Source organism: Streptomyces sp. cf386 (assembly GCF_900103585.1).
Taxonomy (GTDB): domain Bacteria; phylum Actinomycetota; class Actinomycetes; order Streptomycetales; family Streptomycetaceae; genus Streptomyces.
Genome location: NZ_FNHV01000017.1, coordinates 150646 through 164247, shown reverse-complemented (window position 1 = coordinate 164247; position 13602 = coordinate 150646). Strand labels below are relative to the sequence as shown.

General features: G+C 70.1%; 13 protein-coding genes. 8 read left to right on the top strand and 5 right to left on the bottom strand.

All coding sequences use genetic code 11. The features are described 5' to 3' along the window. The first annotated feature begins 111 nt into the window (after nt 1-111). Nucleotides 112-1464, top strand: a complete 1353-nt coding sequence (locus tag BLU79_RS35650) for a diacylglycerol/lipid kinase family protein (RefSeq protein ID WP_093910167.1) — start codon at nt 112-114, stop codon at nt 1462-1464. 27 nt (nt 1465-1491) lie between these two features. On the opposite strand, the gene BLU79_RS35645 is transcribed toward BLU79_RS35650, so the two are convergent. From BLU79_RS35645 to BLU79_RS35635, 4 genes are all read right to left on the bottom strand, one after another. Further along, nucleotides 1492-2532 (bottom strand): glycoside hydrolase family 5 protein, encoded by a 1041-nt coding sequence (locus tag BLU79_RS35645; protein ID WP_093910124.1) that lies wholly within the window; start codon nt 2530-2532, stop codon nt 1492-1494. Between the two features lie 94 nt (nt 2533-2626). Beyond that, nucleotides 2627-2851, bottom strand: coding sequence for an alpha/beta hydrolase family protein (locus BLU79_RS49400; protein ID WP_107489329.1), 225 nt, complete (start codon nt 2849-2851; stop codon nt 2627-2629). A gap of 105 nt (nt 2852-2956) precedes the next feature. Further along, nucleotides 2957-4147 (bottom strand): polyamine ABC transporter substrate-binding protein, encoded by a 1191-nt coding sequence (locus tag BLU79_RS35640; protein ID WP_093910123.1) that lies wholly within the window; start codon nt 4145-4147, stop codon nt 2957-2959. Between the two features lie 152 nt (nt 4148-4299). Further along, a complete protein-coding gene (locus BLU79_RS35635) occupies nt 4300-5739 on the bottom strand; it encodes a gamma-aminobutyraldehyde dehydrogenase (protein ID WP_093910122.1) in 1440 nt (479 codons plus the stop codon). Nucleotides 5740-5918: 179 nt separating this feature from the next. On the opposite strand from BLU79_RS35635, the gene BLU79_RS35630 reads away from it, so the two are divergent. The 7 genes from BLU79_RS35630 (at nt 5919) to BLU79_RS35600 (ending at nt 12713) form a co-directional block, all read left to right on the top strand. Then, on the top strand, nt 5919-6434 hold the full coding sequence (locus BLU79_RS35630) for an Lrp/AsnC family transcriptional regulator (RefSeq protein ID WP_093910121.1): 516 nt from the start codon (nt 5919-5921) through the stop codon (nt 6432-6434). Between the two features lie 19 nt (nt 6435-6453). Then, entirely contained in the window at nt 6454-7827 is a 1374-nt protein-coding gene (locus tag BLU79_RS35625) for an aspartate aminotransferase family protein (RefSeq protein ID WP_093910120.1), read from the top strand. Between the two features lie 228 nt (nt 7828-8055). After that, entirely contained in the window at nt 8056-8796 is a 741-nt protein-coding gene (locus BLU79_RS35620) for an ABC transporter ATP-binding protein (RefSeq protein WP_093910166.1), read from the top strand. Further along, on the top strand, nt 8778-10130 hold the full coding sequence (locus BLU79_RS35615) for a hypothetical protein (RefSeq protein WP_093910119.1): 1353 nt from the start codon (nt 8778-8780) through the stop codon (nt 10128-10130). The genes BLU79_RS35620 and BLU79_RS35615 overlap by 19 nt, the downstream gene beginning before the upstream one ends. A gap of 164 nt (nt 10131-10294) precedes the next feature. Next, entirely contained in the window at nt 10295-10714 is a 420-nt protein-coding gene (locus BLU79_RS35610) for a VOC family protein (protein ID WP_093910118.1), read from the top strand. A 37-nt stretch (nt 10715-10751) separates the two neighbouring features. Further along, on the top strand, nt 10752-11873 hold the full coding sequence (locus BLU79_RS35605; protein ID WP_093910117.1) for an LOG family protein: 1122 nt from the start codon (nt 10752-10754) through the stop codon (nt 11871-11873). 180 nt (nt 11874-12053) lie between these two features. Next, nucleotides 12054-12713: an LAETG motif-containing sortase-dependent surface protein gene (locus BLU79_RS35600; RefSeq protein WP_256333583.1), complete on the top strand. Its 660-nt coding sequence runs from the start codon at nt 12054-12056 to the stop codon at nt 12711-12713. 72 nt (nt 12714-12785) lie between these two features. Here BLU79_RS35600 and BLU79_RS35595 read toward each other — a convergent pair whose 3' ends face one another. Next, on the bottom strand, nt 12786-13580 hold the full coding sequence (locus BLU79_RS35595; protein ID WP_093910115.1) for a maleylpyruvate isomerase family mycothiol-dependent enzyme: 795 nt from the start codon (nt 13578-13580) through the stop codon (nt 12786-12788). Nucleotides 13581-13602: the final 22 nt, after the last annotated feature.

Genomic DNA, 13602 nt, shown 5'->3' with positions numbered 1-13602 from the left:
TGTTCAAAAGTAGATTCCCCGTGCTCCCCTCCCTGATCGCCGATGTGCGGCCCGCGCCGGACGCGCCCGTAACGCGCCCGCTCTACGATGTCCGCGGCGAACGGAGAGATCATGAGCTGGGACTTGAGCGAGCGGGCCTACCGAGGTCAGCGGTGGGCGGCGCGTACGGCGTTGGCCGCGGCGGGGCTCGCGGTGCTCGTGCCGCTCGCCTACGGCGGGGTCGGCGGTGTGCTGCTGCTGGTGGCCGGCGCCGCGGGGCTGTGCCTCAGCGCGGTCGCGGTGTGGTGGACGCTGACCCTGCGCGGCCCGCTGCGCTGGGCGGCGGCCGTGCTGGCCGTGGTGGTGCCGGCCGCCCTTGTCGCCCTGTTCGCGGCGACCCTCTTCTGGGCGCTGCTGGTGTCCGTGGCGCTATGGACGCTGGCCGTGTGGAGCGGCCGGTACGCGCTGCGGGGCACGGGCAGCACGCGAGTGCGGGTGATGCGGGAGCGGAAGGCGGCGCCACCGAAGCGGCCGTATCTGATCATGAACCCGCGCTCGGGCGGCGGCAAGGTGGTCCGCTTCGCGCTCAAGGAGCGGGCCGAGCAGCTCGGCGCCCATGTCATCCTCCTCGACGCGGACGAGCACCAGGACGTCACCGCCCTGGCCCGCGAGGCCGTGGCGCAGGGCGCGGATCTACTGGGTGTCGCGGGCGGGGACGGCACCCAGGCGCTGGTCGCGGCCATCGCCGCCGCGTACGACATCCCGTTCCTGGTGATCAGCGCCGGCACCCGCAACCACTTCGCCATGGACCTCGGCCTCGACCGCGACGACCCCGCCGCCTGCCTCGACGCGCTCACCGACGGCGTGGAACTCCGCGTCGACCTCGGGTTCGCGAGCGGCCGCCCCTTCGTCAACAACGCGTCCTTCGGGGCGTACGCGGCCATCGTGCAGAGCCCCTCCTACCGCGACGACAAGATCGGCACCACCCTGGAGCTGCTGCCCGACCTGCTCAGCCGCCAGCAGGGCCCGCTGCTGACCGCACGCGCGGCGGGCACGACGCTCGACGCCCCGCACGCCGTGCTGGTCAGCAACAACCCCTACCGCACCGACGATCCCTTCGGACTCGGCCGCCGCGACCGCCTCGACGCCGGCGTCCTCGGAGTGCTCGGCATCAGGGTGGACAGCGCGGCCGAGGCCGCCGCGCTGATCATCGACCCCGCGCCGCGCGGCCTCACCATCCTCACCGCGCCCGACGTGGTCATCGAGGCCGACCGCGCGGAGATCGAGGCCGGCATCGACGGCGAGGCCATGGTCCTGCCCGCCCCGGTCCACTGCCGCATCACCCCCGGCGCCCTACGCGTCCGCGTCCCCCGCAAACGCCCCGGAGTCCCCCCGCGCGGCCCCCGCATGGACTGGCGCCGGTTGCGCAAGCTGGCGGCGACGGTGGGGCGGACGGCGGTGCATCGGCGGGGGCCGTTCCTCTAGCGGGGCGTCACGGCTGTCGCGCCGCTGTCACTGCTTCCAGGCCCAGTGCAGGCGGTCGAGCCCGCTCTGGTTGTTCACCGTCAGGCTGAGGCGGGTGCCGGTGCCCTGGAGGGTGGTGAGGGAGTAGGTGTCACCGTTGCGCAGGCCGGGCCAGTAGACCGAGCCCAGGCCCAACTCCCGGATGGTGTCGGTCGCGGCCTGGATGTAGGCGACCTCGCTGGAGCCGTTGACCGGGCCGTTGTAGTCCAGGCCGGAGGTCATGGTCGCGCCGAACTCGTCGAGGATGGTGCGCGAGGCGCAGGTGCCGATGCGCTCCTTGAAGTCCGCCTTCCATTGGTCGACGCTGGTCCAGTCGGTGTGCCAGAAGCCGTAGTTGTGCAGGGCGATCCGGGTGCCGTCGAGTCGGCTGTCGGCGCAGACCGGCTTGACGTCCTCGCTGTACTTGTAACCGCTGATGAGGATCCGGTCGCGGGGCACGTCCCGGTGGGTGTTCACCCACTTCGCGGCGATGTCGGTCCACTCCTGGGCGGTGTAGCCGAACGGCTCGTTCATCGGCTCGAAGTACGCCTTGGAGTTACGCCCGTAGGCGGAGGTGATCCGCGCCCACATCCGGTCCCAGGACGCCTGGTCGTCTATCTTGCCGTCCTTGGCGTTGTCGGCCTCCCAGTAGCCCAGGATGACCTTGAAGCCCCTGGCTGTGGCGGCGTCGATCGCACCCCGGTACGACTTCCAGAACGGGCCGTTCACGGACGTCGGATTGACCGGCAGACGCACCGTGTTGGCGCCGAGCTTGGCGAACCCGCCGATGATCGCCCTGGACTTGGCGTAGGTCGTGGCGTAGCTGTCGGAGGTGGACAGGCCCGAGGGTACGACCGCGTCATCGGCGTAGTTGTCGCGCGGGTCGGCCCAGTTGACCCCGCGGAAGTCGCTGACGGGCGGCGGCGGGGCATGGCGGGAGGCGGCTGCGGGAGCGGCGGACGCCGGGGAGGTGAGGGCTCCGCCGAATGCCGTGGCGCCGGCCAGCAAGGCCCCCAGGCAAGCTGTTCGGCGATGGTTCTTTCGTGGCACGACATCCCCTTCTGGGTAGTTCCGTCCGCGCAACCCCAGGTGCAGGCCGGCGGCTCTGTGGCTCCCGCAAAGTAGAGGCGATCTCGAACAAGGGTCAACATATCTGCACACCAAATTTCATCAAGAACGCAGAACCGCAGGGCCGTCCGCTCAACTTCCCGCCCTGGTGCGGTGTCGGCACGTCGCGCAGGTTCTGTACGAGCAGCATGTTCCGCGGTCCGTCGTCGTTGACCGCGACCGGCGGTTCGGCCGGGGCGTGCGGCCGACCACTTCGCGAGTCGGGAAAGGTCTGTTCCATTCCGAGGGCGAAGCGGCGCATGCCGTCACGGTCGAGGTGGGTGTCACCGATGTTGCTGCAACGCGTGAACGCACTGCTCTCGGAGGACGACGCTGCCGGGACGTGACCGCCGTACCCCTACAACCCCTACAACCCCGCGATCACGTTCCACCGCTTGGCGAACCCCACCCGCTCCCCGGCCGTGATGTCCCGCGCGATCGCCAGGCGCCCCCGCATCGCCTTGTCCGGAAAGATCAGCGGATCCTCGGCCAGGGCGGCGGTCTCCTCGTCCTTGGCGGAGGCGAGGACGTCCTGGGCGGCCGGGACCGGGCAGACGTAGTTGACCCAGGCGGCCAGCTCCGCGGCGACCTCGGGCTCGTAGTAGTAGTCGATCAGCCGCTCGGCGTTGGCCTTGTGGCGGGCCAGGTTGGGGATCATCAGGGACTCCGACCAGAGTTCGGCGCCCTCTTCGGGGACGACGAAGCGGATGTCGGGGTCGTCGGCCTGGAGTTGGATGACGTCGCCGGAGTACGCCTGGCAGGCCAGGACATCGCCGCTCGACAGGTCCTTGATGTAGTCGTTGCCGGTGAAGCGGCGGATCTGGCCGCCGCGCACCTGCTTCTCGACCTGGTCGCAGATCGTGTGGAAGTCGTCCGCCGTCCACTTGGTGATGTCGACGCCGTTGCCCTGCATGAGCAGCGCGAAGGCCTCGTCCAGGCCGGAGAGCAGCGTGACCCGGCCCTTCAGGTCGCTCGCCCACAGGTCGGAGACGTGCCGTATCTCGCGGCCCAGCCTGCGGTGGTTGTACGCGATGCCGGTGATGCCGGACTGCCACGGCACCGTGTACGCGCGTCCGGGATCGAAGGCCGGTGACCGCAGCTGCGGGTCCAGGTACTTCGTCACGTTCGGCTGCCGCGCCCGGTCCATCTCCTGCACCCAGCCCAGCCGTACGAACCGGGCGCACATCCAGTCGCTGATGACGATGAGGTCGCGGCCGGTGCGCTGATGGTTCATCAGGGCCGGGCTGACCTTGCCGAAGAACTCGTCGTTGTCGTTGATCTCCTCGACGTATTCGACCGAGATGCCGGTGCGTTTCTCGAAGACCTCCAGCGTCGGCCGCCGCGTCTCGTCCTCGTCGTCGGTGTCGATGTACAGCGGCCAGTTCGCCCAGGTCAGCCGCTTGTCGGTGGCGGAGACGTCGGTGGCGGCCCGGTCGCCGGGCGACACGTACGCGGGCCGCACACCACATCCGGCAAGCCCACCGACCAGCACGCCCCCACCGAGTGCGCGCAACAGGTTCCGACGGGAGAACGGGGAGTTCATCGAGGGGAGGGCCATTGCGGAAGCATGCCGCCGTGGCCCCGGGCCAGGCAATGGACTCCCCGTCGAGCAGAACGGCCCCCACCAGACACCCTGTCGATCACGCCGCTGAAGGGGCGCGGGGAACTGCGCGACCAGCCCCCACGCACCCGCAGCCGAAATCCGACCGCTTACGCGTCCAGCGACGTCATGACGTGCTTGATCCGCGTGTAGTCGTCAAACCCGTACGCCGAAAGGTCCTTGCCGTACCCCGACTTCTTGAACCCGCCATGCGGCATCTCCGCGACCAGCGGAATGTGCGTGTTGATCCACACGCACCCGAAGTCCAGCGCCTTGGACATCCGCATCGCCCGCCCGTGGTCCTTGGTCCACACCGACGAAGCGAGCGCGTACTCGACACCGTTCGCCCACTCGACGGCCTGCGCCTCGTCCGAGAAGGACTGCACGGTGATGACCGGCCCGAAGACCTCCTTCTGGATGATCTCGTCGTCCTGCTTGACGCCGGAGACCACGGTCGGCGCGAAGAAGTAGCCCTTCTCACCGACCCGCTTGCCACCGGCCTCCACGCGCGCGTGCGCCGGCAGCCGCTCGATGAAGCCCTCGACCTGCTTGAGCTGGTTGGGGTTGTTGAGCGGGCCGAACAGCACGTCCTCGTCGTCCGGCTGACCGGTCTTGGTGTCGGCGGCGGCCTTGGCGAGCGCGGCGACGAACTCGTCGTGGATGGCCTCGTGGACCAGGACGCGACAGGCGGCCGTACAGTCCTGACCGGCGTTGAAGAAGCCCGCGACCGAGATGTCCTCGACGGCCTTGGCGATGTCGGTGTCCTCGAACACGACGACCGGCGCCTTGCCGCCCAGCTCCAGGTGAACCCGCTTGAGGTCCTTGGACGCGGACTCGGCGACCGACATACCGGCCCGCACCGAGCCGGTGATGGAGGCCATCGCCGGGGTCGGGTGCTCGACCATCAGGCGGCCGGTGTCCCGGTCGCCGGTGATGACGTTGAAGACGCCCTTGGGCAGGACCGAGCCGATGATGTCGGCGATCAGAACGGTCGACGCCGGGGTCGTGTCCGACGGCTTCAGCACGACCGTGTTGCCCGCCGCGAGGGCCGGCGCGAACTTCCACACGGCCATCATCATCGGGTAGTTCCAGGGCGCGACCTGCGCGCAGACGCCGATCGGCTCACGGCGGATGATCGAGGTCAGCCCCTCCATGTACTCACCGGCCGACCGGCCCTCCAGCATCCGCGCCGCACCGGCGAAGAAGCGGATCTGGTCGACCATCGGCGGGATCTCCTCCGACCGGGTGAGCCCGATCGGCTTGCCGGTGTTCTCCACCTCGGCGGCGATCAGCTCCTCGGCGCGCTCCTCGAAGGCGTCCGCGATCTTCAGCAGCGCCTTCTGGCGCTCGGCGGGGGTCGCGTCACGCCAGGCGGGGAAGGCCCTGGCGGCGGCCTCCATCGCGGCGTCGACGTCCGCCTGTCCGGACAGCGGCGCGGTCGCGTACGCCTCGCCCGTCGCGGGGTTGACCACCTCGGTGGTCCGTCCGTCGGCGGCGTCCCGGAACTCACCATCGATGTAGTTGCGCAGACGACGCAGCTCGGTGCTCACTGCCGGCCTCCTGTCAGGTTTTCACTGCTTGTGACTGTCCACTCTCTGAGACACCCACCCTAATCGGCTGCCCCACGTTTTCAACACCCCCACTGCCACCACTTCTGCGAAATCCGCAGGTCTCAGTCACGTAAACAACGAATTTCATTGCCTCGACCTTGCGGAACTATCGAGACGTCGTGCACAGTGACGTCGTGGCCAGTCGAAGCGCAGAGCACAGGGACTCCCGCGAGTCCAAGGGCGGAGGTCCCCAGTTGGACGCCGTCTCCCTCGCCATCATCGAACAACTTCAGGAGGACGGCCGCCGGCCGTACGCCGCCATCGGCAAGGCCGTGGGCCTGTCCGAGGCAGCCGTGCGCCAGCGCGTCCAGAAGCTGCTCGACCAGGGCGTCATGCAGATCGTCGCCGTCACGGACCCGCTCACCGTGGGCTTCCGCCGGCAGGCGATGGTCGGTGTGCGCGTCGAGGGCGATGCGGAATCCGTGGCCGACGCGTTGACGGCCATGTCCGAATGCGAGTACGTGGTGATGACCGCCGGGTCCTTCGACCTGATGGTGGAGGTCGTCTGCGAGGACGACGACCACCTCCTGGACGTCATCAACAAACGCATCCGGGCCCTCCCCGGAGTGCGCTCGACGGAGAGTTTCGTCTACCTCAAGCTCAAGAAGCAGACCTACATGTGGGGAACCCGATAACCGTGAGGACCCGATAACCGTGAGCACCAACAGCCCTCAGGACCTCAGCAGGACCGCGTACGACCACCTGTGGATGCACTTCACGCGTATGTCCTCGTACGAGAAGGCCCCCGTCCCGACCATCGTCCGGGGCGAGGGCACCTACATCTACGACGACAAGGGCAAGCGCTACCTGGACGGTCTCGCCGGCCTGTTCGTGGTCCAGGCCGGGCACGGCCGGGTCGAGCTGGCCGAGACCGCCTTCAAGCAGGCGCAGGAGCTGGCGTTCTTCCCGATCTGGTCCTACGCCCACCCGAAGGCCGTGGAACTCGCCGAGCGCATCGCGGACCACGCGCCGGGCGACCTCAACAAGGTCTTCTTCACCACCGGCGGCGGTGAGGCGGTGGAGACCGCCTGGAAGCTCGCCAAGCAGTACTTCAAGCTGGTCGGCAAGCCCACCAAGCACAAGGTGATCTCGCGTGCCGTCGCCTACCACGGCACCCCGCAGGGCGCCCTGTCCATCACGGGTCTGCCCGCCCTGAAGGCGCCGTTCGAGCCCCTCGTCCCGGGCGCGCACAAGGTCCCGAACACCAACATCTACCGCGCCCCGATCCACGGCGACGACCCGGAGGCCTTCGGCCGCTGGGCCGCCGACCAGATCGAGCAGCAGATCCTCTTCGAGGGCCCGGACACGGTCGCCGCGGTCTTCCTGGAGCCGGTGCAGAACGCGGGCGGCTGCTTCCCGCCCCCGCCCGGCTACTTCCAGCGGGTGCGCGAGATCTGCGACCAGTACGACGTCCTGCTGGTGTCGGACGAGGTCATCTGCGCCTTCGGCCGCCTCGGCACGATGTTCGCCTGCGACAAGTTCGGTTACGTCCCGGACATGATCACCTGCGCCAAGGGCATGACGTCGGGCTACTCCCCGATCGGCGCCTGCATCGTCTCGGACCGCATCGCCGAGCCCTTCTACAAGGGCGACAACACCTTCCTGCACGGCTACACCTTCGGCGGCCACCCGGTCTCCGCGGCCGTCGGCATCGCCAACCTCGACCTGTTCGAGCGCGAGGGCCTCAACCAGCACGTCCTCGACAACGAGGCCGCGTTCCGGGGCACCCTGGAGAAGCTGTACGACCTGCCGATCGTCGGCGACGTCCGCGGCAACGGCTTCTTCTACGGCATCGAGCTGGTGAAGGACAAGGCCACCAAGGAGTCCTTCAACGACGAGGAGACCGAGCGCGTCCTGTACGGCTTCCTCTCCAAGAAGCTGTACGAGAACGGCCTGTACTGCCGTGCCGACGACCGTGGTGACCCGGTCGTCCAGCTCGCCCCGCCGCTGATCTCCAACCAGGAGACGTTCGACGAGATCGAGCAGATCCTGCGCGCGACGCTGGCGGAGGCGTGGACGAAGCTCTGACGCCCCCACCGACCGGCGGAAGCCGACATACGGAAGTTGATCTTCCGTATGGATGATCAACACCGGCCCCGGAGCCGCCCGTTCGAGTGAGAAACGGCGGCCCGGGGCCGTGTGCTGTCCGGGGTCCGGGTGACGGCTGCCTAGCGTGCCTGTGACCGATCGGCCGAGCCTTCGTTCCCCCGCACGGGGGATCGGGTACGGAAACGGATCAGAAGCGAGGTGTACGTCATGGTGGCCCCGCCGGACAACGACGTGCTCTGGGCGCGCGCCCTGCACTTCACCTACAACGACGGCTCACCCGCGCTGGGCGGCGTCTCGCTCGGCGTCCAGGAGGGTGAGGTCCTCGCCGTCATCGGTCCGCGCGGCAGCGGCAAGACGTCCCTCCTGCAGTGTCTGTCCGGCCTGCTCCCGGTGCGGCGCGGCGAGGTCTGGTTCAACAGCGTGCCGGTGCACAAGATGGGCCCGACGGACCGCGAACGGCTCCGCCGCGACCGTTTCAGCTGGGTCGACCCGGCCCCGTCACTCGTCCCCGAGTTGAACGTCTGGGAGAACGCCGCCCTCCCCCTGATGCTGCGCGGCACCAGCCGTCGGCGAGCCAAGACGGCCGCGCTGGAGTGGCTGGAGCGCCTGGACGTCGGCGAGGTGGCCCGCAAGCGCCCGCATCAGCTGGTCCAGGCCGAACGCCAGCGCGTCTGCATCGCCCGGGCTCTGGCCCCCTCGCCCACGGTCCTGTTCGCCGACGAGCCGGCGGCACCCCTGCACCGCAGCGACCGCACCCAGGTCCTGCGCACCCTGACGACGGCGGCCCGCTCACACGGCATCACGGTCGTCCTGAGCACCTACGACGCGGACGCGGCGCCCCTCGCCGACCGCAAGGTCACGCTCCTGGACGGACGGCGCGTGAACACGGTGCACCTGCCCCCGCCGGGGGAGACGGAAGGCCGGGCCGCGTGCTCGCTCTCCGTCTGACCCGCGGCGCCCAACCCGCCGTACAACTGCGCCGCCTGCTGGTGGCGGCGGCGTCGGCGGGCACGGGCTTCCTGCTGCTGTGCGCCCTCGGCTACGCCCTGTCCCACCCCGACTCCCCCGGCTCGTCGCTGCTCCGTCTGGCCTGGTGCCTACCGCCGCTGGCCGCGACGATCCACTTCGCGCTGGCGGTGGCCCGCACCGACCCCGGCACCAAACCGCGCCCCGGCCTGTCGGCGATCGGCCTGGGCCCGGCCCGCCTGATGGCCGTCTCGGCGGCGACCACGGCCCTGTCCTGCACGCTCGGCTCGATGGTGGCCCTGCTGTTCTTCCTCCACCTGCGGGGCGACCTCACCGGGATGCCCTTCGACGGGGCGGCCGCCGAGTTCCTGGCCGCGGACGCCCCCCTCCCCCTCCCGGCCACCCTGACCCTCCTCACCCCGGTACCGGCGATCGCCTCCCTGACGGTGGCGTTCGCCCTGCGCCCGAAGGAGAAGCACCCGGACACACCGGGCACGGCACGGCAGTACGGCAGCAGGCTCGCGGCCCAGTTGAGGAAGGGCGGACGGAGCGGCGCGGCTGCGCACGGCACCCCGGAGGACGGCGAAGGCAATCCCGCCGAGCCGTCCGCGAACAGTCGTGCCGTCGGGGCGGTGCTCGTCCCGCAGAAGGACGGCACCCCGCAAACGCCGGACCCGGTGACCCACATCCCGGCCCCCCGCAAACCCCCCACCGGCCTCCCCTGGGGCGTCGCGGTGATCGCCGCGGGCCTGACCGTGGAGGCCTACGCGGTCCACGCGGCGACCGACACCGGCACCACCCTCGCCATGCCCGCCGCCCTCCCCACCGGCCCCGCCGGCGTCCTGCTCGGCTGGCTGGCCACCGCCCTGGGCCTCACCCTGGCGGCCCCCGGCCTCACCCACCTCTGCGGTCGCCTGCTCCAGGCCGTGCGCCCGGGCGCCCTGCGCCTCCTGGCCGGCCGGGTGCTCATGGCGGAAGCCGTCCGCATCGGCCGCCCCCTCGGCATCGTCTGCGCCGCGGCCTCGGGCGCGTACGCCATGGCCACCCTCTCCGACCCCGACGCCACCTCCGCCTTCGGCCCCCTCACCACCGTCGGCGTCACCCTGGTCACCGGCTGCACCGTGGCCACCCTCCTGACGGCCGCTGTGGAGGCCAAGCAGGCCCGCGCCCTCACGACGACCGCGCTGCTCCGCCTCGGCGCCCCCACCTCGATGCTGCGCAGCGCGGCCGCCCTGCGCATCGGCGTCCTGCTGGCCTTCTTCGGCCCGCTCACCCTGATGGTGGCCGAGCTGGCGGCCCTGCCCCTGGCGAGCTGAGGCCGTCGAGCGCCCGTGGGCAAGGGGCCTTCGCCAACCGGCCTTCGCCAAGCACTCGTCGCCGAAAAACTCGTGAGAAATAAATCTCCCGCCCGGCGATGAGTTCCGCACAGCACCCCGGTCTACCCCACCGAACAGCAGACACCCCGATGGGAGAGACCCCGATGACCGCGCCCGCGTACCAGCAGATGATCTTCGTGAACCTGCCCGTGAACGACCTCGACGCCTCGAAGAAGTTCTTCACGGAGCTCGGTTACTCGATCAACCCGCAGTTCAGCGACGAGAACGCCGCCTCCGTCGTGATCAGCGACACCATCGTCGCGATGCTGCTCACCCGGCCGTTCTACGCGACCTTCACCGACAAGGAGATCGCGGACGCCACGAAGACCAGCGAGGTGCTGGTCTGTCTGAGCGCCGAGAGCCGTGACAAGGTCGACGACCTGGTCGAGAAGGCCGTCGCCGCCGGCGGCACCGCCTCGGCCAAGATCCAGGACATGGGCTTCATGTACGGCCGCGCGTTCGACGACCTCGACGGCCACACCTGGGAGGTCGTCTGGATGGACCCGTCGGCCATCGAGGGCTGACGCCCGCGCCCCCTCGGACGGTGCCTAGCATGGGCGCGTGCAGACGATGCCCGCCCATGCGGCCCACCACAACGACCGTGAGATCGAGACGCTCGAGGAGTTCGACGCGACCGTCTCGGCGCGCGGCAGCCTCGCCGGATTCCGGGTCCAGGCCGTCGATCTGACGGACCGTACGCGCGAACTGCTCGGCACGGACACGGCGGGCGCCGTCTTCCTCGGCTGCCCGATGCGCGAGGAAGCCGCCGCGAAGATCGGCAAGGACGGAGCCCTGGTCTTCCCGCCCGTCCCGGGCCTGCCCTTCGACCCGTACCGCGGCCTGGTCTACTCCCCCGACGAGCTCTTCGCATCCCTGGCGGACGGCTACGAGACCACGCCCGACGCCCGCGCGTACGCGTGGTTCCAGCAGACCAAGGCGGACGGCGACATATACGCCTCCATGCTCCGCGCGGTCCACGACGACTCCGTCTCCGACGCGCTCGACGAACTCCTCTCCGGCGCCCGGGTGGTCGGCGTCATGGGCGGCCACGCGATGCGCCGCGGCACGGAGGCGTACGCGGGCGCCGCGCGGCTCGGCCGGGAGCTGACCCGCGCCGGTTTCACGGTCGCCACCGGCGGCGGCCCGGGCGCGATGGAGGCGGCGAACCTCGGCGCGTACGCCGCCCCGTACGACGACGAGATGCTCGCCGACGCCTTCCAAGTCCTGGCGAAGGCGCCGGGGTTCACGCCCTCCATCACCGACTGGGCGGCGGCGGCCTTCGAGGTGCGTACCCGCTGGCCCAAGGGCGGCCGTTCCGTGGGCATCCCGACCTGGTTCTACGGCCACGAGCCGCCGAACCCCTTCGCCTCCCACATCGCCAAGTACTTCGCCAACGCCACCCGCGAGGACGGCCTCCTGGCCCGCTCGAACGCGGGCGTCGTCTTCCTGCCGGGCGCCGCCGGCACCGTACAGGAGATCTTCGACAACGCGACGCCGAACTACTACGAGTCGCGCGGTGAACCCACCCCGATGGTCCTGGTCGACCGCGCGCACTGGACGGAGAAGCTGCCTACCTGGCCGCTGCTCCAGTCGCTCGCGCGGGACCGCTCGATGGAGTCCCGTATCGCCCTGGTTGACCGGATCGAGGAGGTACCGGAGGCGTTGAAACGTCTCGGTGGTTAATAAGAGTGCAAAGCCAACGTCCGTAGGCTGCATACACGTTGACACTGCTTATGTCACGCTTATAAACCTGTGAGACTCCTGGGGACGGTGATGACACATCGCCAACCTCTTCAACCCCCCTCTGTGGTGCAACTCGTAAGGACAAACGTGTCCATAAACCGCCGTACTGTCGCACGTTCCGTGCGCGCTCTGGGTGTCGCCTCCGCCTCGGCGGCGCTCGCACTCGGCTTCGCGGGCAACGCGCTCGCGTGCAACATCAGTGAATTCTCCGCCGAAGCCAAGTGCGACGGCGACAAGGGCGTCATCACGGTCACCGACGTGGACCCCAGCGGGATCCCGGCGACCATCAGCGTGTACCTGCAGAACAACGGCGCCGACCTGAAGAAGATCGGCGAGCAGGTGGTCAAGGGCTCGCGCGAGGGTGTCACCATCACCTTCGCCGAGAACTGGAAGCCGGACGCGGAGTACCGCGTCCACGTCAAGGCCGCCGGCTACGTCGACGAGGACATCAAGCCGAACCTGACGACGCCGTCCACGGCCTGCAAGAAGGAGGAGGAGCCGCCCGCTCCCTCCGACGCCCCGACGCCGTCGGCCACCCCCTCGACCCCGGCCGAGGAGACCGACACTCCGACCCCGACGCCCTCGGAGAGCGAGAGCACCGCCCCCGCGGACACGGAGAGCAACGTCCCGTCCCCGGCGACCGGTGACTCCGGCCTCGCCGAGACCGGTGCGAACTCCAACACCGGCCTGATCGCCGGCATCGCGATCGGTCTGGTCGCGCTCGGCGGAGGCGCCGTCTTCTTCGGCATGCGCCGCCGCGGGGCGAGCAGCGACCGCTGACGCGCCCGTAGAGCAACGCCCTTGGGCCCGTCCCCGTCACCGGGGGCGGGCCTTCGCCTTGCCCGGCCGGCGTCAGCCGAAGGTGGCCCGCTCCAGCCAGAACTCCAGCAGCTCCCGCTCGCCGAGCACCTCCAGCTCCGGGCTGTCCAGCGGCAGTCGACGGTAGAAGGCGAGCAGTACGGCGGTGAGGGGGCCGCGCAGGGCGACCGTCGCCTTCTCGTGGCCGCGCCGCCAGACGATGGCGTCACCGGTGAGGTCGATGACCCACTCGGCGTTCAGCTCGGGAGTGTTGTCGGTCGCGTGCAGATGGATACTCCCCGAGCGTTGCAGCTCCCTCGACGGGTCGTCCGGCAGCGTCCGCTGCGCCCACTCGACGATCTCCAGCCACTCGTCGATCGCGTCGGCGGCGATGTCCGGCGCGACGTCGTAGGGCAGCTTCGCGGCGAGCGTGGCGTCCGCGCGGTGGATCGTGATCTCGTGGGTCATACGGCGGGCCCAGAACCCCGCGTTGAGAACCCCGGCCCAGCCCCACACCTTGGCGTCCGGCCCGGCCTCCCGCAGCGCACCGACGAGCATCTCGCCGGTGTCCGCGAGCCAGGCGTCCAGGGCGGCGGGGTCGCCCTCGCCCTCGGGGCCTTCGGCACCCGGCACCTGCTCCTCCGGGATCTCCTCCTGCGCCCGCGTCCGCACCATCAGCTCCACCCAGCGCAGGGCGCCGCCCGTGTGCCGTACGAGCTGTTCCAGCGTCCAGTCCGGGCAGGTCGGCACGGTGGCCGACAGGTCGGCACCGGAGGTCACCACGGCCCTCAACAGGCGGACCTGGTGGGCGATCTCGTCGCAGTAGCGATCATGTGCGAGCAGCGTCATGGCTCGCACCCTATGGGCCGGG

What these genes read in the sequence shown, in the direction of transcription:
- BLU79_RS35650 (WP_093910167.1), top strand. Translation starts at nt 112, where the DNA reads ATGAGCTGGGACTTGAGCGAGCGGGCCTACCGAGGTCAGCGGTGGGCG.
- BLU79_RS49400 (WP_107489329.1), bottom strand. Translation starts at nt 2,851, where the DNA reads ATGCGCCGCTTCGCCCTCGGAATGGAACAGACCTTTCCCGACTCGCGA.
- BLU79_RS35640 (WP_093910123.1), bottom strand. Translation starts at nt 4,147, where the DNA reads ATGGCCCTCCCCTCGATGAACTCCCCGTTCTCCCGTCGGAACCTGTTG.
- BLU79_RS35620 (WP_093910166.1), top strand. Translation starts at nt 8,056, where the DNA reads ATGGTGGCCCCGCCGGACAACGACGTGCTCTGGGCGCGCGCCCTGCAC.
- BLU79_RS35610 (WP_093910118.1), top strand. Translation starts at nt 10,295, where the DNA reads ATGACCGCGCCCGCGTACCAGCAGATGATCTTCGTGAACCTGCCCGTG.
- BLU79_RS35595 (WP_093910115.1), bottom strand. Translation starts at nt 13,580, where the DNA reads ATGACGCTGCTCGCACATGATCGCTACTGCGACGAGATCGCCCACCAG.